Annotated in this window: 21 protein-coding genes; 11 read left to right on the forward strand and 10 right to left on the reverse strand. The window is 65.8% G+C overall.

Annotated features, from left to right (window positions below; translation table 11 throughout):
• Window positions 1-21 precede the first annotated feature (21 nt).
• The 3 genes from GH660_RS13740 to GH660_RS13750 all read right to left on the reverse strand — a co-directional run bounded on the left by GH660_RS13740 (window position 22) and on the right by GH660_RS13750 (window position 4,987).
• Window positions 22-2,421, reverse strand: coding sequence for a 3-hydroxyacyl-CoA dehydrogenase/enoyl-CoA hydratase family protein (locus GH660_RS13740; RefSeq protein WP_153147247.1), 2,400 nt, complete (start codon window positions 2,419-2,421; stop codon window positions 22-24).
• Between the two features lie 25 nt (window positions 2,422-2,446).
• On the reverse strand, window positions 2,447-4,093 hold the full coding sequence (locus GH660_RS13745) for a fatty acid--CoA ligase (protein ID WP_153147248.1): 1,647 nt from the start codon (window positions 4,091-4,093) through the stop codon (window positions 2,447-2,449).
• 165 nt (window positions 4,094-4,258) lie between these two features.
• The gene (locus tag GH660_RS13750) at window positions 4,259-4,987 is read right to left on the reverse strand and encodes a hypothetical protein (RefSeq protein WP_153147249.1); all 729 of its coding nucleotides are present in this window, start codon (window positions 4,985-4,987) and stop codon (window positions 4,259-4,261) included.
• A 109-nt stretch (window positions 4,988-5,096) separates the two neighbouring features.
• Between GH660_RS13750 and GH660_RS13755 the strand changes: the two genes are divergently transcribed.
• Genes GH660_RS13755 through GH660_RS13770 form a run of 4 tightly spaced genes read left to right on the forward strand, consistent with a single transcriptional unit; the run spans window position 5,097 to window position 9,488 of the window.
• Window positions 5,097-6,524, forward strand: a complete 1,428-nt coding sequence (locus GH660_RS13755) for a coniferyl aldehyde dehydrogenase (RefSeq protein WP_153147250.1) — start codon at window positions 5,097-5,099, stop codon at window positions 6,522-6,524.
• Entirely contained in the window at window positions 6,521-7,006 is a 486-nt protein-coding gene (locus GH660_RS13760) for a twin-arginine translocation signal domain-containing protein (RefSeq protein WP_153147251.1), read from the forward strand. The genes GH660_RS13755 and GH660_RS13760 overlap by 4 nt, the downstream gene beginning before the upstream one ends.
• Complete coding sequence (locus GH660_RS13765) at window positions 7,003-8,613, forward strand: GMC family oxidoreductase (protein ID WP_228276500.1); 1,611 nt, start codon at window positions 7,003-7,005, stop codon at window positions 8,611-8,613. The genes GH660_RS13760 and GH660_RS13765 overlap by 4 nt, the downstream gene beginning before the upstream one ends.
• Window positions 8,614-8,615: 2 nt before the next feature.
• Window positions 8,616-9,488 carry a triacylglycerol lipase gene (locus GH660_RS13770; RefSeq protein ID WP_153147252.1) on the forward strand — a complete coding sequence of 291 codons (873 nt, stop codon included), beginning with the start codon at window positions 8,616-8,618 and terminating at the stop codon, window positions 9,486-9,488.
• A gap of 12 nt (window positions 9,489-9,500) precedes the next feature.
• Here the strand turns inward: GH660_RS13770 and GH660_RS13775 are convergent, their stop codons facing one another.
• Entirely contained in the window at window positions 9,501-9,968 is a 468-nt protein-coding gene (locus GH660_RS13775) for a peroxiredoxin (RefSeq protein ID WP_153147253.1), read from the reverse strand.
• Window positions 9,968-11,959 (reverse strand): SDR family oxidoreductase, encoded by a 1,992-nt coding sequence (locus GH660_RS13780; protein WP_153147254.1) that lies wholly within the window; start codon window positions 11,957-11,959, stop codon window positions 9,968-9,970. The genes GH660_RS13775 and GH660_RS13780 overlap by 1 nt, the downstream gene beginning before the upstream one ends.
• A 150-nt stretch (window positions 11,960-12,109) precedes the next feature.
• Here GH660_RS13780 and GH660_RS13785 point away from each other — a divergent pair, with 150 nt between their 5' ends.
• The 4 genes from GH660_RS13785 to GH660_RS13800 all read left to right on the forward strand — a co-directional run bounded on the left by GH660_RS13785 (window position 12,110) and on the right by GH660_RS13800 (window position 15,420).
• The gene (locus GH660_RS13785; protein ID WP_153147255.1) at window positions 12,110-12,649 is read left to right on the forward strand and encodes a phasin family protein; all 540 of its coding nucleotides are present in this window, start codon (window positions 12,110-12,112) and stop codon (window positions 12,647-12,649) included.
• Window positions 12,650-12,748: 99 nt separating this feature from the next.
• Window positions 12,749-13,945 carry a patatin-like phospholipase family protein gene (locus GH660_RS13790; RefSeq protein ID WP_153147256.1) on the forward strand — a complete coding sequence of 399 codons (1,197 nt, stop codon included), beginning with the start codon at window positions 12,749-12,751 and terminating at the stop codon, window positions 13,943-13,945.
• A 41-nt stretch (window positions 13,946-13,986) separates the two neighbouring features.
• Complete coding sequence (locus tag GH660_RS13795; RefSeq protein ID WP_153147257.1) at window positions 13,987-14,628, forward strand: TetR/AcrR family transcriptional regulator; 642 nt, start codon at window positions 13,987-13,989, stop codon at window positions 14,626-14,628.
• Between the two features lie 12 nt (window positions 14,629-14,640).
• Window positions 14,641-15,420 (forward strand): hypothetical protein, encoded by a 780-nt coding sequence (locus tag GH660_RS13800; protein ID WP_153147258.1) that lies wholly within the window; start codon window positions 14,641-14,643, stop codon window positions 15,418-15,420.
• 54 nt (window positions 15,421-15,474) lie between these two features.
• Here GH660_RS13800 and GH660_RS13805 read toward each other — a convergent pair whose 3' ends face one another.
• Window positions 15,475-16,938, reverse strand: coding sequence for a wax ester/triacylglycerol synthase family O-acyltransferase (locus GH660_RS13805; RefSeq protein WP_153147259.1), 1,464 nt, complete (start codon window positions 16,936-16,938; stop codon window positions 15,475-15,477).
• Between the two features lie 67 nt (window positions 16,939-17,005).
• Here GH660_RS13805 and GH660_RS13810 point away from each other — a divergent pair, with 67 nt between their 5' ends.
• Window positions 17,006-17,263: an acyl-CoA-binding protein gene (locus tag GH660_RS13810; protein ID WP_153147260.1), complete on the forward strand. Its 258-nt coding sequence runs from the start codon at window positions 17,006-17,008 to the stop codon at window positions 17,261-17,263.
• A gap of 6 nt (window positions 17,264-17,269) precedes the next feature.
• Here GH660_RS13810 and GH660_RS13815 read toward each other — a convergent pair whose 3' ends face one another.
• From GH660_RS13815 to GH660_RS13830, 4 genes are all read right to left on the reverse strand, one after another.
• Complete coding sequence (locus tag GH660_RS13815; protein WP_153147261.1) at window positions 17,270-17,548, reverse strand: polyhydroxyalkanoic acid system family protein; 279 nt, start codon at window positions 17,546-17,548, stop codon at window positions 17,270-17,272.
• Window positions 17,549-17,666: 118 nt separating this feature from the next.
• The gene (locus GH660_RS13820; protein WP_194266320.1) at window positions 17,667-18,392 is read right to left on the reverse strand and encodes a class I SAM-dependent methyltransferase; all 726 of its coding nucleotides are present in this window, start codon (window positions 18,390-18,392) and stop codon (window positions 17,667-17,669) included.
• A gap of 299 nt (window positions 18,393-18,691) precedes the next feature.
• Window positions 18,692-19,027, reverse strand: coding sequence for a hypothetical protein (locus tag GH660_RS13825; RefSeq protein ID WP_153147263.1), 336 nt, complete (start codon window positions 19,025-19,027; stop codon window positions 18,692-18,694).
• Complete coding sequence (locus GH660_RS13830; protein ID WP_153147264.1) at window positions 19,024-19,686, reverse strand: c-type cytochrome; 663 nt, start codon at window positions 19,684-19,686, stop codon at window positions 19,024-19,026. Before GH660_RS13830 ends, GH660_RS13825 begins: the two co-directional genes overlap by 4 nt.
• Window positions 19,687-19,773: 87 nt before the next feature.
• Between GH660_RS13830 and GH660_RS13835 the strand changes: the two genes are divergently transcribed.
• On the forward strand, window positions 19,774-21,030 hold the full coding sequence (locus tag GH660_RS13835) for an ATP-binding protein (protein WP_153147265.1): 1,257 nt from the start codon (window positions 19,774-19,776) through the stop codon (window positions 21,028-21,030).
• A complete protein-coding gene (locus tag GH660_RS13840) occupies window positions 21,030-21,563 on the forward strand; it encodes a response regulator transcription factor (RefSeq protein WP_153147266.1) in 534 nt (177 codons plus the stop codon). The genes GH660_RS13835 and GH660_RS13840 overlap by 1 nt, the downstream gene beginning before the upstream one ends.
• The last annotated feature ends 53 nt before the right edge of the window (window positions 21,564-21,616 follow it).

Consider the following 21,616-nt stretch of genomic DNA (forward strand, 5'->3'; position numbering starts at 1 on the left):
TTCTTTCTCTCCTCTGCCCGCTCAGTTGCGCAAGGGCTTGCCGGTGTCCAGCATGTGCTTGATCCGGGCCTGGGTTTCGGGGTTCTTCAGCAGGGCGACGAACTGCTCACGTTCGATGCGCAGCAGCCAGGCTTCGTCGACCAGGCTGCCGCCTTCGATCTCGCCGCCACAGAGGGCGACGGCCGCGGCGCGGGCGACCCGGTAGTCGTAGGCGGAGATGAATCCGCCGTCGCGCATGTTGACCAGCGTCATCTCGAGTGCCGCGATGCCGGCGCGGCCGGCGACCGGGATGCCGCGGGCGCGCGGTTGTGGCGCGTAGCCGGCATCGGCCAGGGCGCGGGCTTCCTTGATCGCAACATGGAGCAGCTCATCCGCGTTGAACAGGATGGTGTCCGTGGCGCGGGCGAAGCCGTAGCCGATCGCCTCGTGCGCGCTCTTCGAAACCTTGGCGGTCGCGATGTTCATGAAGGTCGGCTGGATGAAGGCGAGCACTTCGTTCGGGGTCGCCGTGGGCGCCGCCCAGGCCGCCGCCTGCAGGGCAAACTCCTTGCAGCCGCCACCGGCCGGGATCAGCCCGACGCCGGCCTCGACCAGGCCCATGTAGCTTTCCAGCGCCAGCACTCGCCGGGCGGCGTGCATCGCGAATTCGCAGCCACCGCCCAGGCCCATGCCCTGCACCGCCGCGACGACCGGCACCTGCGCATACTTGATCGCCATCGTCGCGTTCTGGAACTCGGCGACGAAGCGGTCGACCTTGGCGAAATCACCGGTCGCGCAGACGTCGGCCACCTGCGCCAGGTTGGCACCGACGGCGAAGGGCGCTTCGTGCCAGATCACCAGGCCGGACAGGCCCGCTTCGGCCCGGGCGACAGCTGCCCTGACGCCTTCAATCACTTCGGCGCCGATCGCATGCATCTTCGACTTGATGGAAATGATGCCAATTCCGGCGTCGACCGCAGGCAACGTCCACAGGCGCACGCCGTCGTTCTGGTACAGCGTCTCGCCGGATTGTTCCGGGGTGGCGGAGCCCTCGCCGAGGACGCACTCGGGAAAGAGCTGGCGCTGGTAGACCGGCAGCGCCGAGCGCGGCGCATAGGCGTTGCGGCGGGCCGAGTACGAGCCTGCCGGCGCATGCACGCCGGTGCGCCCGGCTTCCAGCGCCCAAGGCGGCAGCGGCTTGGCGCTCATGGCCTTGCCGGCGGCAATGTCGGCGGCGATGGCCTGCGCGATGTCGGCCCAGCCGGCGGCCTGCCAGGTCTCGAACGGGCCCTGCGCCCAGCCGAAGCCCCAGCGCATCGCGAAGTCGAGGTCGCGAGCGTTGTCGGCGATGTGTTCCAGTTGCACTGCGGCGTAGTGGAAGACGTCGCGGAAGATGGCCCACAGGAACTGCGCCTGCGGATCGTTCGCGGCGCGCAGCGCGGCAAAGCGGGTCGCCAGGTTGCGCTCCTTGAGGATGGCGGCAACTTCGGCGCTCAACTCGCCGGCCGACGGACGGTAGTCCCCGCTCGCCGGATCGAGGACGCAGATGTCCTTGCCTATCTTCTTGAAGATGCCGCCCCGGGTCTTCTGGCCGAGGGCGCCCTGCTCGATCAGCGCGAACAGGTAGTCCGGCGACTGGAAATGGGCATGCCACGGGTCGTTCGGCAGCGTGTCGCGCATCGTCCGGATGACGTGGGCCAGCGTGTCGAGACCGACGACGTCGGCGGTGCGGTAGGTGGCGCTCTTCGGGCGACCGATCTTCGGGCCGGTCAGCGCATCGACGACGTCGAAGCCGAGGCCGAAGGCGCGGGTGTGGTGCATGACGGCGAGAATGGAGAAGACGCCGATGCGGTTGGCGACGAAGTTCGGCGTGTCGAGGGCGCGGATGACGCCCTTGCCGAGGCGCGAGGTGAGCCAGGTTTCGAGGGCATCGAGCGTCGCGGCATCGGTGCCTTCGGTGGCGATGATTTCAACGAGGCGCATGTAGCGCGGCGGGTTGAAAAAGTGGATGCCGCAGAAGCGCGGCCGCACGGCTGCGGGCAGGCCTTGGGCGAGCGCATTCATCGACAGACCGGAGGTGTTGGAGGCAACGATTGCGGTCGACGACAAAAACGGGGCGATTTTTGCGTAGAGGTCGTTCTTCCAGTCCATGCGCTCGGCGATCGCCTCGATCACCAGGTCGCATTCGGCGAGCAACGGCAGGTGCTCGTCGTAGTTGGCGGCGTCGATGTACTTGAGCTTGTCCTTGCTCGACAGCGGCGCCGGTTCCAGTTTCTTCAGGCCGTCGAGGGCCTTCCTGACGATGCCGTTGCGATCGCCTTCCCTGGCGGCGAGGTCGAACAGGACCACCGGCACGCCGGCATTCGCCAGGTGCGCGGCAATCTGCGCGCCCATCACGCCGGCGCCGAGGACGGCGGCTTTCCTTACATGCAGTTTCTTCACGATGTTCTCCGAATGGATGTTCCGGTCAGCCGGCGATCTGCTCGCGCATGGCCTTCTTGTTGAGCTTGCCGACGCTGGTCTTGGCCAGCGTCTCGACGAAACGCACCTGGTCGGGAATGGCGTAGCGGGAAATGTGGCCGGCGTCGGAATACTTCTGGACGTGGCGCCGGATGTCTTCCAGCGTCGCCGACTGCCCTTCCTTCAGCACGATCAGAGGCAGCGGACGTTCGCCCCACTTTTCGTCCCGGACGCCGACCACCGCCACTTCGTTGACCGCCGGGTACTCGGAAATGATGCTTTCCAGTTCGAGCGAGGAAACCCATTCGCCGCCGGTCTTGATGACGTCCTTCAGGCGGTCGGTGACCTGCAGGCAGCCCCTGGCGTCGAAGACGCCGATGTCGCCGGTATGCAGGTAGCCGCCGGCCCACAGGTCTTCCGACGCGGCCGGGTTGTGCAGGTAGCCCATCGTCAGCCACGGCGAGCGGACGACGATTTCGCCGGCGCTGACGCCGTCGCGCGGGGTGTCGAGCAGGTCGCCGTCGACCGTGCGCAGGTCGACCAGCGGGATCGGATAGCCGGTGCGGATGCGCTCCACCGACTGGCGCTCGATGTCGTCGGCGGCCACTTCGGCCGGCACGCGGGCGATGGTCAGGATCGGGCAGGTTTCCGACATGCCGTAGCCGGCGAAGACGTCGATGCCGCGGCCCAGCGCGCTGGCCGCCAGACCCTTGGGCAGGGCCGAGCCGCCGATGATGACCTTCCAGCCGGAGAAGTCGACGTCCCGGGCGGCCGGGCTGCTCAGCAGCATGTGCAGGATGGTCGGCACACAGTGCGAGAAGGTCACCTTCTCGTCACGGATGTACTGGGCCAGGGTGTCCGGCGCATAGCGGCCGGGATAGACCTGCTTGACGCCGAGCAGCGTGGCGACGTAGGGCAGGCCCCAGGCATGGACGTGGAACATCGGGGTGATCGGCATGTAGACGTCGCCGCGATGCAGGCGGCCGTGGTCGGGCGCGGTGCCGAGATGGGCAGCGACGGCCATGGTATGCAGCACCAGCTGGCGGTGGCTGAAATAGACGCCCTTGGGCAGGCCCGTCGTGCCGGTGGTGTAGAAGGTCGTGGCGCGGGTGTTTTCGTCGAAATCCGGGAAATCGTAGTGCGCCGAAGAGCTGACGAGCAGCGCCTCGTATTCGCCGACGAACGGGATCTTGAATGCGGCCATGTCGGCGCCGTCGTCGCTGATCAGGACGAATTTCTTCACCGTCTCCAGCTGGTCCTTGATGATCGCCAGCAGCGGCACGAATTCGGCGTTGACCAGGACGACGTCGGCCTTGGCGTGATTCAGCGTATAGAGCACCTGCTCCGGCGACAGGCGGACATTGACCGTCTGCAGCACGGCGCCCATCATCGGCACCCCGAAGAAGCACTCCAGGTAGCGGTGACTGTCCCAGTCCATGACGGCGACCGTGTCGCCCTGGCCGACGCCAAGGCCGGAAAGCGTGTTGGCCAGGCGGCCGATGCGGCCGAACAGGTCGCGATAAGTCATGCGATGCGTATCGCGATAGACGATTTCCTGATCGGCGGCGGTCGCCATCGGCGTGTGCAGCAACTGCTTGATCAGCAGCGGATACGCGTAGGCGGACGGGGTGACGGCAATATTCGGGGTGTTCATCGGTGTTCTCCTCGCTAGAGTTCTTGGAATCGAGGATGCAACGATAGAGACGAAATGACCCGCCGGCAGTCGGAATGTTCTCCTGCCCCTGTAGGAAAATTCCTAAACGGTCATTGCGGCACGCTGCCGATGGGTGCCGGAGCGCATGCCGACTGGCTTGCCAGGCTAGTCCGGCAGATCCCGGCCGGCGAACATGGCGGCGGCGATCGCCCGCTCGCGCTCAATGATGGTTTCGAGGAACTCGCTGGCGTCGCGCATGCTGCGGAACGCCTCGAAGCCGCGTTCGAGAAAGGCGTGCAGCTCGCCGAGGCCGGCCAGATGGGCCGGACCATGCATCATCTTCAGCGCGCCGCGGACGAAGGACTTGCGCGCCAGCGCCTCGAGCGCCTCGCCGGTTTCGCCGATCAGGCGCAGTTGCGTAGTGCGCCCCGCGCGATCGCCCACCGCGCGGTAGGCTGCGGCGTAGGCGGCTTCGCTCAACTGTTCGTCATCCAGTTGCGCCCCCAGCTTTTCCACCATCGCCGCGTCGAAACGTTCGGACAGCGCATCGACCTCGACCGCCAGCAGCAGGGTGCGCAGGCCGGAAACCGGCAGCATGGTGGTCATCAGCGGCAGGATGCGCTCGACTTCGGCATCGCGCTCGCTGAAATCCTTCGGCCCGTAGAGATCGGAAAGGAAGAAGGTGGCGGCCGTGCCATAGCGCGGGCTGGCCAGCAGGTCGGCATGCGTGCGCGCCAGGCGCGCCGCCTGCCACTCGCGCAGGCGCTGCCGGCGCCGGCCATGCACCGCGTCGGCCGTCGCCGCACGGCGCAGGTCGCGCGCCTCGGCAAGAAAGGCGGCCAAGGCCGCCGAGCAGGCCGCCCGGTCGAGATCGGAATGTTCGGAATCGCTCATAGGTCAATTATGAATAAGCTGCCAAACGGCGTTTAGAAGCATTTGCCTAACGACCGCCGAGTGCGCCAACTACACTGAAATTGAATATTTTCATGGGAAACCCAGGCCGATGTCCGCTTCAGTTCCGCTGGTCGACGACCAGGTCCGGCTCAACGATGCGTTTGCCCGCATCCGGCAGGCCAGCCGGGCAGATCCGGCGCCGCCGGTGGGCGAACGTCGACGCCGGCTGGATGCCCTGGCCGCCCTGCTGCACGACAATATGGACGCGCTGTGCGCGGCGGTCGCTGCCGATTTCGGCCATCGTTCGCAGCATGAAACCCGCCTGCTGGAGATCTTTCCCAGCCTAGAAGGCATCCGCCACGCCCGCCGTCACCTGGCGCAATGGAGCAAACCGCAACGGCGCGCGGTGTCGCTGTGGTTCCAGCCCGGGCGGGCCGAGGTGCGGCCGCAGCCGCTCGGCTGCGTCGGCATCATCGCGCCGTGGAATTACCCGGTCTATCTCGCCATCGGCCCCCTGACAGCGGCCTTCGCCGCCGGCAACCGGGCGCTGGTGAAAATGTCCGAATTCACACCGTCGACCGCAACCGTCCTGGCGGACCTCGCCAGGCGCTATTTCACGGCCGACGAACTGGCGATCGTCGAGGGCGACCTGGCCGTCGCCGAGGCCTTTTCCCGTCTTCCCTTCGACCACCTGCTGTTCACCGGCTCGACGGCCGTCGGCCGCCATGTCATGCGGGCCGCTGCGGAAAACCTGACGCCGGTGACCCTCGAGCTCGGCGGCAAGTCGCCGGCCATCATCGCGCCCGGCTACCCGATCGACAAGGCCGCTGCGCGGATACTCGCCGGCAAGTGCCTGAACGCCGGCCAGACCTGCATCGCGCCCGACTACCTCTTCGTTCCCGCCGGGCAGGAAGAGGCCTTCGTAGACGCCGCGCGCCGCATCGTCAGCCACAGCTACCCCGACCTCGCCGGCAATGCCGACTACACCGCCGTGGTCAACGCGCGCCATTACGAGCGCCTGACCGGCTATCTGGAAAACGCGCGCATGCTGGGCGGCAAGCCGGTCCCGCTCGCCGAGGACTCCCCAGTCGGGCGCAGCCACCGCCGCCTGCCGCCGACCCTGATCCTCAACCCGAACGACAACATGCGGGTCATGCGCGACGAGATTTTCGGCCCCCTCCTGCCGGTGCTGACCTACGAGCGTCTCGACGACGCGCTGGACTACATCAACCGCCACGACCGCCCGCTGGCGCTCTACCTGTTCGACGACGACCGCGCCCGGATCGAGCACGTGCTCGACCACACCGTTTCCGGCGGCGTGACGGTCAACGACACGATCCTGCACATCGCCCAGGACGACCTGCCCTTCGGCGGCGTCGGCCCGAGCGGCATGGGCCATTACCACGGCCGCGAAGGCTTCATGACCTTTTCCAAGCTGAAGCCGGTGTTCCGCCAGTCGCGGATCAACGCCATCGGCCTCTTCAATCCGCCCTACGGCAAGCGCTTCGAGCGCCTGATCAAGGTTCTGCTGCGATGACGACGCGCCGCGAATTCCTCAAGACCGGTCTTGCCGGCGGGCTTCTGCTCAATGTCGCCGGCTGCGCCCGCCCCTCCGAGAACGGCGGCCGCACGACGGTGCTGACGGCGCTGGTACCGGTCATGCTGACCGGCGCGCTGGTCGCCGAGGGCGAGGCGCGGGAGGCCCTGATCGCCCGCACCGTGGCCGGCGTCGACAAGGCGATCGCCGGCCTGTCGCTCGCCACCCAGCGCGAGGTCGGCGAACTGTTCGACCTCCTCGCCTTCCCACCCACGCGCATGCTGGCCGCCGGCGTCTGGTCGCCGTGGCCCAAGGCGACGCCGGAAGCGATCGGCAGTTTTCTCGAAAGCTGGCGCCACAGCCGCTTCGACCTCCTCCAGTCCGGCTATGCCGCCCTGCACGACCTGATTTTCGGTGCCTGGTACGCGCGACCCGACACCTGGGCCGCCATCGCCTACCCCGGCCCGCCCGAGGTGAAATGATGCGCGACCCGTTCCGTGAAGGACTCGCTGCCGGCTGGAAGCACGTCGATGCCTCCGAACTCGCGGACGATCTGCAATTCGAGGGCGACGTGGTGATCGTCGGCAGCGGTGCCGGTGGCGGCGTGACGGCCGAGATCCTGGCGGCCGCCGGCCTCAGGGTTATCCTCGTCGAGGAAGGCCCGCTGCGCACGACCCGCGATTTCAACATGCGCGAAGCGGAAGCCTACCCCGACCTGTACCAGGAATCCGCGGCGCGCAAGACCGCCGACAAGGCGATCAACATCCTGCAGGGCCGCTGTGTCGGCGGTTCGACCACGGTCAACTGGACCAGCAGTTTCCGCACCCCGCCCAGCACCCTGAACTGGTGGCAGACCGCGCACGGGCTCAAGCGCCTGAGCGTCGACGCCATGGCCCCCTGGTTCGCGGCGATGGAGCAGCGGCTGCACGTCGGGCTGTGGCCGATACCGCCCAACGAGAACAATGCCGCCCTGGCGCGCGGCGCGGCCAAACTCGGCATTCCGGTCGCGGTCATCCCGCGCAACGTCAAGATGTGCTGGAACCTCGGCTACTGTGGCATGGGCTGCCCGACCAATGCCAAGCAGTCGATGCTGATGACCACGATCCCCGGCGCACTGTCGCGCGGCGCGACGCTGATTTCGCGGCTGCGCGCCGAGCGGCTCGAATTCTCGGGGGGCAAGGTCGTAGCCCTGAACGCCGTGGCGCTCAAGCCGGACGGCCTGCACCCGAGCGGCGTCCGGGTCGGCCTGCGTGCCCGTCACTTCGTGCTGGCCGGCGGCGCCGTCAATACGCCCGCCCTGCTCCTGCGCAGCAAGGCCACCGACCCGCACGGCCTGCTCGGCAAGCGCACCTTCCTGCATCCGACGCTGATTTCGTCGGGCCTCTTCGACAAGCCGATCCGCGCCTACGCCGGCGCGCCGCAATCGGTCTACTCGGACCATTTCCTCGAGCAGGCCGCGGTCGACGGCCCGCTGGGCTTCAAACTGGAAGTGCCGCCGCTCCACCCGGTGCTGTTCTCGACGACCCTGCAGGGCTGGGGTGAGGCGCATGCCCGCCTGATGCGGGAATTCGCCCACAGCCAGACCGTCCTGGCGCTGGTCCGCGACGGCTTCCACCCCGACAGCCGAGGCGGCCAGGTCAGGTTGCGCGACGACGGTTCGCCGCTGCTCGACTACCCGCTCAACGCGACCTTCTGGGAAGCCGCCCGGCGCGCCCTGCTGGCGATGGCCGAGATCCAGTTCGCCGCCGGCGCGCGCTGGGTGACGCCGGTGCACGAGACGGCGAGCGGCTACACGAGCTGGGCGGAGGCCAGGCGCGGCCTCGCCGAACTGCCGCTGGCACCGTTGCGCTGCCGTGTCGTCAGCGCCCACGTCATGGGTGGTTGCGCCATGGGCGACGCCCCGGCGCGCGGCGTGGTCGACGACGACGGCCGCCACTTCCAGATCGAAAACCTGTCGGTGCATGACGGGTCGCTGTTCCCGACCAGCATCGGCGCCAATCCGCAGCTTTCCATCTATGGCCTGGTGGCGCGCAACGCCTCGCTGCTCGCCGCCGCATTGACCGGCAAACCGAAACCCGCGATCCTCTGAGCATGGTCCCCATCGCGCTCCTGCTCTGGCTTTCCGCGGAAACGGCCGTCTACGCCGCGGTTGCCCGCCACCTGTTCGATGCCTCGTGGAGCACCGCCGGCCTGATTGCGCTGGCTGCGCTGCTCGCCGTTCGCGCCGGCATCGTCGCGGTAACCTGGGCCTTCGCCAGCGCCTACGCGTCGCCGGCGCGCCCGTTGCCGTTTGGCGAACGAGTGCGCATGGTGCTTGGCGAATACCTCGCCTTCGTCATGAGCTTCGTCGTCGTCATGCCCTTCGAACGCCTGTGGATGCCGCCCGACCGCCTGCGCCCGTGCTCCCGCCCGCTGCTGCTGGTGCACGGCTATGCCTGCAGCCGCGGCGTCTGGTGGCGCCTGCGGCGCGAACTCGAAGCGGCCGGGCACACCGTCGCCAGCGTCAGCCTCTACCCGCCCTACACCAGCATCGGCAAACTGGTGCCGCAGCTCAATCAGCGCATCGAAGAAGTCTGCCAGGCGACCGGCGCCGAACAGGTCGCCCTGATCGCGCACAGCATGGGCGGGCTGGTTTGCCGCTCCTACCTGGCGCGCCACGGCGTCCGCCGGGTCGAGCGCCTGGTCACCATCGCCTCGCCGCACGCCGGTACCGAACTGGCGCGCATCGGCATCGGCAGGAACGCGCGGGAAATGGTGCCGGGATCGCTGTGGCTGAAGGACCTGGCCGCGGAAAACGTGCCGGTGCCGACCATCTCGATCCGCACACCGCACGACAACTACGTGATGCCGCAGGACAACCAGCGCCTGCCCGGCGCGCTCGACCTGGAGCTCGACGGCATCGGCCACCTCGCACTGCTCTACGCCGGTCGCACGGCCGCCGAACTGGTCAGGGCCTGCCGCTAGCCAACTTCCAAGCTACAGGACGGCGAGCACCTGTTCGCCGTGGTCCGGGCAGTCCGGCTCGTCGATCACGTGGCTGATGCGGCCGTTTTCGTCGATGATGAAGGTGACCCGCTCGCTGACCTTGACGACGCTGCGCAGCAGGCCACCGAGCCCGGAACCGGCGACACCGTAGGCCTTGGCCACCGTCAGGTCGGTATCCGCCAGCAGGGGGAAGTTGAGGCTGAATTTCTCGGTGAAGCGCTGATGCGACTCCGTACCCTGGGCCGAAACGCCGAGAATGGCCGCGCCGCGCGCGGCGATTTCGGCGCTCGAATCGCGCAGGCTGCACGCCTGCTTGGTGCAGCCCGGCGTGTCGTCCATCGGGTAGAAGTACATGACCAGCTTGCGGCCGCGAAAATCGGCCAGCCGCAGCGTGCTGCCGTCGGTCGCCGGCGCCGAAAAATCAGGCGCCGGGTCACCTGCCTTGAGATGCGTGCCCATCAGAAGTAGATCCCGCGCATGAATTGCTGGAAGGCGACCTGGTCCGCCGACGGCATGCTCGGCAGGATGCCGGGCTCCGGCTTCTTGGCGGCCGCGGAATCCGGGAACATGCGGAAGGTCGTGTTCATGATGATCTGCGCCACGCGCGGCACCAGCGCATGCAGCACCTGGCCGGTAATGCCGAGCCGGGTCGCGACGCGCACCGGCTTGTGGATCACCGCATCGCAGATCAGCGCCGCCGCCTCCTCCGGGGTCAGGGTCGGCACCTGGTCGTAGAGCTTGGTCGGGGCGATCATCGGCGTCTTGACCAGCGGCATGTTGATGGTCGTGAAGTAGATGCCGCGGTCGGCGAATTCCGAGGCGGCGCAACGCGTCCAGGCATCGAGCGCCGACTTCGAGGCGACGTAGGCCGAGAAGCGCGGCGCGTTGGTCAGCACGCCGATCGAAGAAATGTTGATGATGTGGCCGCGCTTCTGTTCGACCATCTTCGGCAGAACGCCCATGCTGACCTTGAGCGCACCGAAGTAGTTGAGCTGCATGGTGCGCTCGAAATCGTGGAAGCGGTCGAAGGAATTCTCGATGGCGCGGCGGATCGAGCGGCCGGCATTGTTGATCAGGATGTCGACCACGCCGTGCTCGGCCAGCACCTGCTGCGTGACCGCCTCGGCGGAGGCCATGTCGGCCAGGTCGCCGACGTAGGCGTGCAGCTTGAGGCCGGCGGCTTCGAACTCGGCGACCACTTCGTCGAGCTGCTCCTTGTCGCGGGCGATGGTCACCACGTGGGCGCCGGCTTCCGCCAGCTTCCAGGCGGTCGCCTTGCCAATCCCGGACGAGGCGCCGGTGACCAACACGACCTTGCCCTCGACCTGGCCGCGCAGACTGCGGTCGATGAAGAGATCGGGGTCGAGATGGCGCTCCCAGTAATCCCACAGGCGCCAGGCGTAGCTGTCGATCGGCGGCACGGCGATGCCGGTGCCCTTGAGCACGCGGGTCGTCTCGCGGCAGTCGAAGCGCGTCGGGTAATTGACGAAACGGAACATGTCGTCCGGCAGGCCGAGATCCTTCATCACCGCATGGCGGATGCGCCGCACCGGGGTCAGCGCCATCAGCCCCTTGCGCATGTGGCGCGGGATGAAACTGAACAGCGCAGCGTTGATGCGCATCGTCATCTCGGGCGCGTGGGCGGCCCGGGCGAAGGTGTTGAGCAGGTCGCCAACGCGCATCGGCGTCGGATCGACGAGGTGGAAGCATTTGCCGTCCTCGCCCTTGAGGTGGGCGATGTGATCGACGGCATCGACGATGAAATCGACCGGCACGACGTTGATGCGCCCGCCCTCGATGCCGATGGTCGGCATCCACGACGGCAGCATCTTGCGCATCTTCTGGATCAGCTTGAAGAAATAGTAGGGGCCGTCGATCTTGTCCATTTCGCCGGTGCGCGAATCGCCGACGACGAGCGCCGGCCGGTAGATGCGCCAGGGAATCGAACATTCGCGGCGGACGATGCCTTCCGAGTCGTGCTTGGTGCGGAAATATGGGTGCTCCAGCCCTTCGGCCTCCTCGAACATGTCCTCGCGGAAGAGTCCTTCGAAGAGGCCGGCGGAGGCGATCGAGCTGAACAGGTGGAAATGCCTGGCGCCGATCGCTTCGGCGAACTGCACCGTATTGCGCGTGCCATCGACATTGACCCTGAGCTGGATCTCGGCGTCGGCCGCCAGATCGTAGATCGCCGCCAGGTGGAAGAAGTGCGTGGTCTTTTTGCCCAGTTTCCTGCGGTCGACCGCAGCAACCCCCAGGAGCGGCTGGGTCAGGTCGCCGACCACCGGGATCGCCCGCGTGGCATCGCAACCCCAGAATTCGTAGAGCCCGGCAAGCGAATCCTTCTCCGACTCGCGGACGAGGAAGAAGACCGTGCTGCCTTCGCGTTCCAGCAGTTTCCTGACCAGACGCTTGCCGATGAAACCCGATGCTCCAGTAATGAAATACTGCACGTCTCTCTCCTCGAATTTATAAGAATCAACGACATTCTAGAGTAGCCCACCTAGGATATTAGTGTGCCTCTTCTAATTGAATATCCTACACTGGCTTCAAGGGCAGAGAACAAAGCTGCCGGACGATTCAACACTTTCGAGGAGTCAATCATGGTCAAGAAATTCAAAGCCCTCTCTGAAAATCAACTGGCGCAAACCGTCAGGGAATCCGCCCATCAAATCTGGCTGGCCGGACTAGGTGCCTACTCGAAGGCCCAGGAGGAAGGCAACAAGGTGTTCGACGCGCTGGTCAAGGAAGGTGAAACCATCCAGAAGAAGACCCGCAAGGCGGCTGACGAGAAGATGGCCGTCGTCGCCGGCAAGGCTGCCGGCACGTGGGATCGTCTGGAACAGGTCTTCGAGGATCGCGTCGCCCGCGCCCTGTCGAGTCTCGGCGTGCCGACCAAGAAGGACATCGACAAGCTGTCCAAGCGCGTCGCCGAACTGACCGCCGTGGTCCAGCAACTGACCGAGGCGCAGGAAGGCACAGCGAAGAAGGTCGCCACCAAGGCAGCGGCAGTTCCGGCAACCGTCAAAGCAGTTGCCGCCAAGGCAGCGCCGGCCAAGAAGCCGGCCGCGGCCAAAAGCGTTGCCGTCAAGAAGGCCGCAGAGCCTGCTGATGCCGCTGCTGGTGCAGCAGCTGCTGCCTAAGCAGGCGGCCCGGGTATAGCAGGTACCCGAAAAGGCAGGACAGCACTTCGGGATGCCCGGCAACGACCGGGCATCTTTCTTATCAAGGGGGAAGACAACTTGTCCACCATTGGCATTGCGCTGGCCGGCGGCGGCCCGCTCGGCGGCATCTACGAGATCGGCGCCAGCGTGGCGCTCGCCGAGGCGATCGTCGGCCTGGATTTCAACCACGCGGACATCTTCGTCGGCGTCAGTTCGGGAAGTCTGGTGGCCGCCGCATTTGCCAATGGCATCACTCCGGAGAAGCTGGCCCGCATCCTGATCGACAACGACGCCGAAGAGTTCTTCGACCCGGAAATGCTGTTGCGTCCGGCCTTCGGCGAATACCTCAGCCGCGTGCTGTCGGTGCCCCACCTGCTGTGGTCGGCGACGCAGAACTATCTCGCCGACCCCCTGCATCACGGCCTGTTCGAGTCGTTCCAGCGCCTGTCGCGCGCCATCCCGACCGGCCTCTTCGACAACAGCGGCATCGACCGCGTCATGAAGAACCTGTTTTCCCGCCGTGGCCGCACCAACGATTTCCGCAAACTCAAGCACAAGCTGTTTCTCGTGGCGACCGATCTCGATTCCGGCGAGACCGTCGCCTTCGGTTCGCCCGGTCACGACGGCATCCCGATCTCGACCGCCGTCCAGGCGAGCACCGCCCTGCCCGGCCTCTTCCCGCCGGTGCGCATCGACGGCCATTACTTCGTCGACGGCGCCCTGATCAAGACCCTGCACGCCTCGGTAGCGCTGAAGGAAGGCGCCGAACTGGTGCTCTGCATCAACCCGCTCGTTCCTTTCGACGCCGAGCTCGCCGCCCGGCGGAATGCGCAGGAACGCCAGACGCTCAACGATGGCGGCCTGCCCGTCGTGCTGTCTCAGACCTTCCGCGCCATCATCCATTCGCGCATGCGCGTCGGCATGGATCGCTACAAGCACCAGTACGAAAATGCCGACGTCGTCCTGTTCGAGCCGACCCGCGACGACGCCGAGATGTTCTTCACCAACGTCTTCAGCTACCGCGACCGCCGGCGTCTGTGCGAGCACGCCTACCAGCGCACGCGCATCGATCTCTACCGGCGCCGCCACGAACTGCGGCCCATCCTCGAACGCCACGGCCTGGATCTCGATCTGGCCGTGCTCAAGGACCATCGGCGCTCGCTGATCTCGCCGAGCCGGCACCGTGCCCGGGTCAGCTTGGAAAAGACGACGCGCGCCCTCGACACCTCCCTGGACGAATTGCAGCACTGGCTTGAATCGCGACAGCCGGCGTGATGTATCCTGCTGTCTGGAGACAACACAAAAAGAATCCGGACATGGAACGCAAACCCAAACGCCGCACCCGCGAGCGCATTCTCGAAACCGCCCTCAAGCTGTTCAACGACTTCGGCGAGCCGAACGTGACGACCACGGTCATCGCCGATGAAATGGAAATCAGCCCGGGCAACCTCTACTACCATTTCCACAGCAAGGACGAGATCGTCAACGCGCTGTTCGGCGACTACGAGAAGGAAATCGAACCGCTGCTCACCGCACCCGGCAGCCGGCCACAGGGGACCGAGGACATCTGGCTGTTCCTGCACCTGCTGTTCGAGACGATCTGGAAGTACCGTTTCTTCTACCGCGACATCAACGACCTGCTGACGCGCAACCGCCTCGTCGAAACCCACTTCCAGCGCATCCTCGAACACAAGGAACATACCGCGGTCGCCGTCTGCGAGGGATTGGCCGCTTCCGGCACGTTGACCGCAACAGCCGGCGAGATCCGCGCGCTGGCCACCAACATGAGCGTCGTCGCGACCTTCTGGCTGTCGTTCGAACATGCCCGCCGCCCGCGTGGCGAGCCGGACATCGGACGCGGCGTCTACCAGGTCATGTCGCTCGCCGCCCCCTACCTGCAGGGCCAGGCGCGGCACCTGCTGGAGCGGCTTTCCGAGGCCTATGTCGACAAAAACTAGAGGAGAGAAAAGGTGAGCAAGAAGACCTGGAAGAAATTTCCGCACCCGGACAAGCATTTCGGCTACGCCGGCGCCGCCCTCAAGAAGCACTGGGAGCGTCTGCATCGCGGCGACTGCGAACCTTTCCCGGCCGACGAGGCGGCGCAGGAGGCATGGCGCGCCTACCATGCCGGCGATTTCGCCAAGGCCGTCGAACTCGGGCTTGCCGCCGGCCCCTCGGGCATCAACGCCGCCAACAAGGCGGCGATGATCTACGCCAACTATCTCGAGGACGACGACGGCGCGAAGCTCAGGATTTTCGAGGAAATCGCCGAGCGCTGCGTCGCGCTACAGGAGGCGGAACCGAAAAACGCCAATGCCTGGTACATCCACGCCTACGCGCTGGGCCGCTACAGCCAGGGAATCTCCGTGGCCAAGGCGCTCGCCCAGGGGCTCGGCGGCAAGATCAAGGACAGCCTGGACCAGGCGCTGAAGCTGCAGCCTAAGCATGCCGACGCCCACATCGCGCTCGGCACCTGGCACGCAGAAATCATCGACAAGGTCGGCAGCCTGGTCGGCGGCCTCACCTATGGCGCCAAGAAGGAAGCCAGCGACAAGCATTTCCGCGCCGCGCTCGAACTGAACCCCGACTCGGCCATCGCCCGCACCGAATACGCCAACGGGCTGGTCATGCTTTTCGGCCGCTCGCGCATCAAGGATGCCGAAAAGCTCTACGAGGAGGCGGTCGCCTGTACCCCGGCCGACGCCATGGAAAAGCTCGACATCGAGGCCGCCAGGGCGGAAATGGAGTGAGCGCCGGCCCGGAAACGGGCCGATTGCCGCGTCGCCCCGGAGGTCATCCGGGGTTCACGCCCCCGCCTGCGCCAGCCCGGCTTCGACGGCATCGGGATCGCCCAGCCGGTCCCACGGCTCCATGAGCACCAGCATCAGCAACTTGTCGAATTCGCAGGCGAAGCGCCCGACGATGCGTTCCGGGTCGGGCACCAGGTTCTTGTCGGTGATCAGCCCGAACTGCACCTTGCCGTCGTAGGAAAGAATCGACACGCCCATGCCGATGTCGCCGGACTGCGGGACCCAGAACAGCGGCTGGCGCAGTCGGGCACCGGCCAGATAAAGCGCCGATTGCGGCCCCGGCACGTTGGTCATCACCGCGGTGGCCTTGCTGGCCAGCAGGTCGAGCACCTGCTGCTGGGCGAACTTGGGCGCCATGCCGACGGCGCCGAGAATCGAGAGCGTCAGGGCCGCCTGATACGACCCCTTGAGCTTCTCCATGCGCTCGCGCGTGGCGTACAGGCGAGCCAGCGGGTTCTCGAGGCCGACCGGCAACTCGAGCGCGACCAGGCCGAAGCGGTTGCCCAAGGTGCCGGCATCCTGGGGACGCCGCAGGTTGACCGGCACCAGCGCGCGGATTTCCACGCCATCAACCGCATCCCCACGCTCGACCAGATAGGCACGCAGGGCGCCGGCGGCGGCCGAGAGCAGCATGTCGTTCACCGAGCAGCCGAGCACCTTGCCGACCGCCTTGACCTCCGGCAGCGACATCGGCTCCGACCAGGCGACCCGCTTGGCGATTCCCGGCTTGCCCTTGAAACAGGTCCTGCTGTCGTCCGGCATGGTCGCCAGCTTGGCGATCTCGCCGGCGATGCCGGTACCGATCCGGGCATAGTCGAGGACCTTGGCGGGATTGGTCACCAAATCGACGTAGCGCGCCCACAGGTTGGTCGACATGCGAACCGAGGTCAGCATGGCGTCGGTCATCGGACGCCAGATCGCATCCCAGAACAGATCGTCCTCCCCATCCTCCTCTTCCGGCTCCGCCAGGCGCGCCGGCGCGTGCCTTGCCGAAGCGCCGGGCGAGGTATCCGTCATCGACAGGATGACACCAACCAGCGCGATCCCGTCGGCAATGCTGTGGTGGATGCGCATGACGAGCGCCTGGCCACCAAGCGCCGTGTCGACCAGGTGCATTTCCCACAACGGACGGTTGTGGTTGAGCGGCGTCGATGCGAGGTCGGCGACGAATTGCTCGAGTTCGGCCTTGCCCGCCGCACCGGGCAGCATTTCGCGATGCAGGTGATGATCCAGGTTGAAGTCCGGGTCGTCCTGCCAGACATAACCGCTGCCGTCGGCGACGGCCAGTTGGCGGAAGCGGCGATAACCGAGCATTCGACGCTCGATGCTGTTGCGCAGGCGCTCGAAATCGAGATGCCCTTCGAACAGCAGGACGCCGACGATCTGCATCAGGTTGGAGGGACGATCCATGCGCAGCCATGCGGTATCGACATTCGAAATGCGCTCGCGAGACGGCATTGCAGACTCCATAATCGACGGAGTACCTATAATACCGGCAATTCACAGCCCATTCGAGGAGATACCGATGAGCGACCTGCAAGCCGCTTTCGACGCCGCCGTCGCCGCTTCAAAGACCCTGAGCGAGCGCCCAGACAACCAGACGCTGTTGCGTATCTATTCGCTGTTCAAGCAGGCAACCGAAGGCGATGTCGCCGGCCGGCGCCCCGGCTTCACCGACCTCGTCGGCCGCGCCAAATATGATGCCTGGGCTGGCCTCCAAGGCACATCGGCCGAGGCCGCCATGCAGGCTTATGTCGACCTGATCGGCGCGCTGAGGGGTTAGTGCAGGCTAGGCGAAGCGCGCATCGAAGTAGTCGTGGATCTCCCGTTCCAGGCTGGCCCGGAACGGAATGAGCAGGAAGCCAAGGCGCACCTGCACCGTCACCTCCCCCTTGGCAAGGGTCAACCGGCCATGCACGCCGCTGCGCTCGAAGTGCAGCACGCCCTCCTCGTCCCACGCGTATTCGAGGTTGAATTCCTTCTGCAGGTCGGCCGCCACGTGCTCAGCGGCGGCCCGTGCCTTCTTCATTGAAAGACGGTGTTTGCGGGTGATCAGGATTTCGCTCATCGCCGGAGTTTAACCGTGCTCAGGCGATTGCGGAATGCCGTGCCCCTTCATGATCTCGCGGGCATTGGAACGGCGCTGCAGGCGCTCTCGCTCCGGGCAACGAAGCTCGCGCGGCGCTTCAGTCGATCGTCCTGAAGATCGAATAGCCATGAAAACGCGGGCTGGCGAAGTCCACGACCCGTTTTTCGGAAGCCACCTTCTTCATGAAGGGGAGTCTTTCGAAAACCACCTCGTTCTGCGGGTTGTAATAAATCACGTATTTCTCGGCCCGATTCTTCAGAAAACTCGTTTCCAGGTTCTGCGCGATCGCCTTCATGATCATGGCGTCGAACGGATTGTAAAAATATAGGACGGCTTTCGAATCGGGGATTTCGAACTGCGTCGCATCCATGCACAAGACATCGACATTCTCGCAGTTCAGGCAGCCCGACTTGCCGCATTCGATATTGTGCTTCGCCACCTCGACCAGTTCGGGCGCGAATTCGATGCCGGTAACCCGACGAAACGGGTATTGCGAAGCCAGAAAGACGACGCGCCCTTTCCCGCAGCCGAAATCGACAAAATCGAACTCCCGGTGGTCGATGTCCAGCTTGGAAAGGATGTAGCGGAAGACATGCGGCGGCGTGGGCTCGTAATAGACGCCGCGCGCCTTGTTGTCACTATCGATCGTCAGGTCTTCCAGTTGAATGCTGCCGGCCGTGTCAATCTGGAATTTGTGGTCAAACCGCTCTTCGAGCGTTGAGCGTATCGAATGGCGCAGGTTTTTCGCAATCACGTCCGAGGTGGCGTTCAAGCCGTTCGTGCGGATGTGGCGAAACAACTTGGGCAGCAGGTCTTCGATCATCTTCTTGTCTCCACAGGGGGCCATCTCGCCGGAAAGCACCGAACAGCCCTGATCCTGGAACAAGCACATCATCACGAAACGAACTACAGGAAAGAGGGGGCAACCTACGACCACCCGAGATTTCCAACGAGCCGTGAAATGCCTCGCCGTACCGCTCCCCGCCGTCGCCCTGTGACGAAGGAGCGGAGGGAAAGTCCAGCTTAGTAAACAACCAACGGAATATCAAGGAGATAGCGATTTTCCTGCAACGCGCCAAATGGCCGGCGGTTGGCGCTGACTGTCTCCGGCAGGTAGGCGACCTACTCCGGCGCCAACTTGCTGCCCATCATCTCGTTGCAGGTGGCGCGGCCGAAAGTCTCGGCTTTTTTCGGGCTGGAGATCTGCGGCTCCTCGTAGATGCGCTTGATGACGGCATTGGTTATGCGCGCGCCGTCGCTGCCGTCCTCGACGAAAACCTTCATCGGGCGCCCCTTCTCGCGGTCGTAGAAGGCCTGCAGCGCGAAATCGCGAACCCGCTCGCAGAAACGGATCTTCTGCGCGTCGGGCATGCTGTCGTCGATGTTGCCGGCATGCCCGTGCGGCCAGGCACTGGTCGCCGCCAGCAGGGCGAAGGCGCTCGCTGTCAGTCTCTTCATTCGTTGGGCTCCTGAATCGAGGTGAGATACGCGAGGATGTCCTGGATATCCTGTTCCTTTAGCGTATTCAGCACGCCGACCACGCCCTCGGCGTCGTGCGGGCGGTCGCCCTTCAGGTAGAGGTCGGCCTGGCGCTTCAGGTAGTTCGTGTATTGGCCGACCAGCATCGGGAACATGCCCCGGCCCTTGCCCGTCTTGCCGTGACAGGCGGCGCATTTCTTCTGGTAGATCGCCTCGCCGTTGGCGAGGTCGCCTTCGGCGCGCGGAATGATCATCACCCGCTCCGCCATCAGCAACTTGGTCAGCGCATCTTCCTTGCCGGTATAGGTCGGCATCTTGTTGGACAGTTCGATCCCGGCCAGGTAGGCGGCGACGTCCTTGATGTCCTCGTCGGAAAGTTCGCGCTCCTGGGTATAGGGGAACATCGGGATGTTGATCCGCGTGCGGGCGCGGAAGCTCTTCAGCTGGCCTTCCAGATAACTGACGCGCTGACCGGCGATGCGCGGATACTCGCCCTTCTTGCCGCCGGCCCCCTGGTCGCCATGGCAGGCTGCACAGGTACCGTTGATTTCCTTGCCTTTTTCGAGGTCGACCGCAACCGCCGTGCCAGCGGCCAGCCAGCCGGCCGTCAAGATCAGGAAAAGGCGGTAAAACTTCATGCGCGGCGACTCCGGGGATGCGATGCGGCGAATTGTCGCACGGGCCATGCAACCGAAAATTGACGCAAATCACGCATAATCCAACCCATGCCTTTCATCTCCTGCACCACCGACGGCAGCGACCATCTGGCCAATCTGCGGCGCCTGGTCGTGGCGCGCTGGGTGGCCCTGGCGCTGCTGGCGGGCCTGGCGCTGCTGGTACCCGGCACGCTCGAGATTCCATTGCCGCTGGTGCCGCTGTTCACCCTCATCGGCATCGCCGCGCTGTTCAATGGAATTGCCCACTGGCACCTGCGCCGGGCCGAGATGGCGACCGCGGTCGAGCTTTTCACCCAGTTGCTGATCGACATCGCCACGCTGAGCGCCCTGGTGTTCTTCAGCGGCGGCGCCACCAACCCGCTGGTGTCGTTGCTCCTGCCCCCCGTTGCGATCGCCGCGCTGACCCTGCCGGTGCGCTGCGTGGTCGCCATCGGGATCGTCGCCGTCGCCGCCTATTCGGCGTTGATGGTCTTCTACGTGCCGCTGCCGATGAGCGACGCCAGCCGCGCCACCCGCCTGCACCTGCTCGGCATGTGGCTGACCTTCGCCGTGTCGGCGCTGATGATCGCCTGGTTCGTCGTCCGCATGACCCGCCTGATCCGCGAACGCGACGCCGAACTGGCGGCGGCCCGCGAACAGGCGCTGCGCGACGAGCGGATCATGGCCATCGGCACCCTGGCTGCCGGCGCGGCACACGAACTGGGCACCCCGCTCGGCACGATGGCCCTGCTCGCCGGAGAACTGGCCCGCGACCCGCAACTACCGCCCGCCGCCCGCGAGGACATCGCCCTGCTCCGCCAGCAGCTCGGCGTCTGCAAGGAAATCATCAGCGGGCTGGCGCGCCGGGCCGGCGCCGAACGCCTGGAAAGCTCCACGGCCCAGGCCGTCGACCATTGGCTGGCTGGCGTCCGTCAGCGCTGGCACGCCTTGCGTCCGCAGGCCGCGAGCCGCCTGGAGGTCGCCGGTGCCCAACCGGCGCCGCAGGTAATCACCGACCCGCGCCTCGAACAGGCCGTGCTCAATCTGCTGAACAACGCGGCCAATGCCTCGTCCGCCCCCATCGACATTCACCTGACCTGGCGCGATGCGCAGATCGTCATCGAGATCCACGACCATGGCCCCGGCTTCCCGCCGGCGGTCCTGCAGCAGGGCGGCCAGACTGCCTTTCCGCCGCACGAGCACGGCAGCGGCATCGGCCTGATGCTGACGCGCTCGGCGATCGAACAGATCGGCGGCCGCCTGTCGCTCGCCAACCCGCCCGCGGGTGGCGCCCTCGCACGCCTCGAACTACCCCAGAGAAGCTGATGCCCGAACCCATCCTGATCATCGACGACGACCCCGCATTCAACGCGGTCCTGGTTCGCACCCTGGAACGCCGCGGCCACCCGGCGCGCGGCGCCGGCGATCCTGCCGCGGCGCTCGCCCTGGCCCAAGAAATCGTGCCCGGCCGCGTCGTGCTCGACCTCAACCTCAACGGCAGTTCAGGCCTCGCACTGATCCCGGAGCTGCTGGCGATCAACGCCGCCTGCCGCATCGTCGTGCTGACCGGCTATGCCAGCATCGCCACCGCGGTCGACGCGATCAAGCTGGGCGCCGTCCAGTACCTGGCCAAGCCGGTGGAAATCGAGGCGATTCTCGCTGCCTTCGACAACGACGACGGACCGGACTTCGCCCTGCCCGTCTCCGATGAACCGCTGTCGGTCGACCGGCTCGAGTGGGAGCATATCCAGCGCGTGCTGAACGAAAACGACGGCAACATCTCGGCGACTGCACGCGCCCTGAAGATGCACCGTCGTACCTTGCAAAGGAAGTTGTCGAAGCGCCCGGTCAAGACCTGAAACCGGGTTGCCCGACGCCTGGGGAACAGGGAGGAAAGGTCGATCCGGCCGGC

Origin of the sequence: Dechloromonas sp. H13, assembly GCF_009469615.1 — a bacterium.
Classification (GTDB): Bacteria; Pseudomonadota; Gammaproteobacteria; order Burkholderiales; family Rhodocyclaceae; genus Azonexus.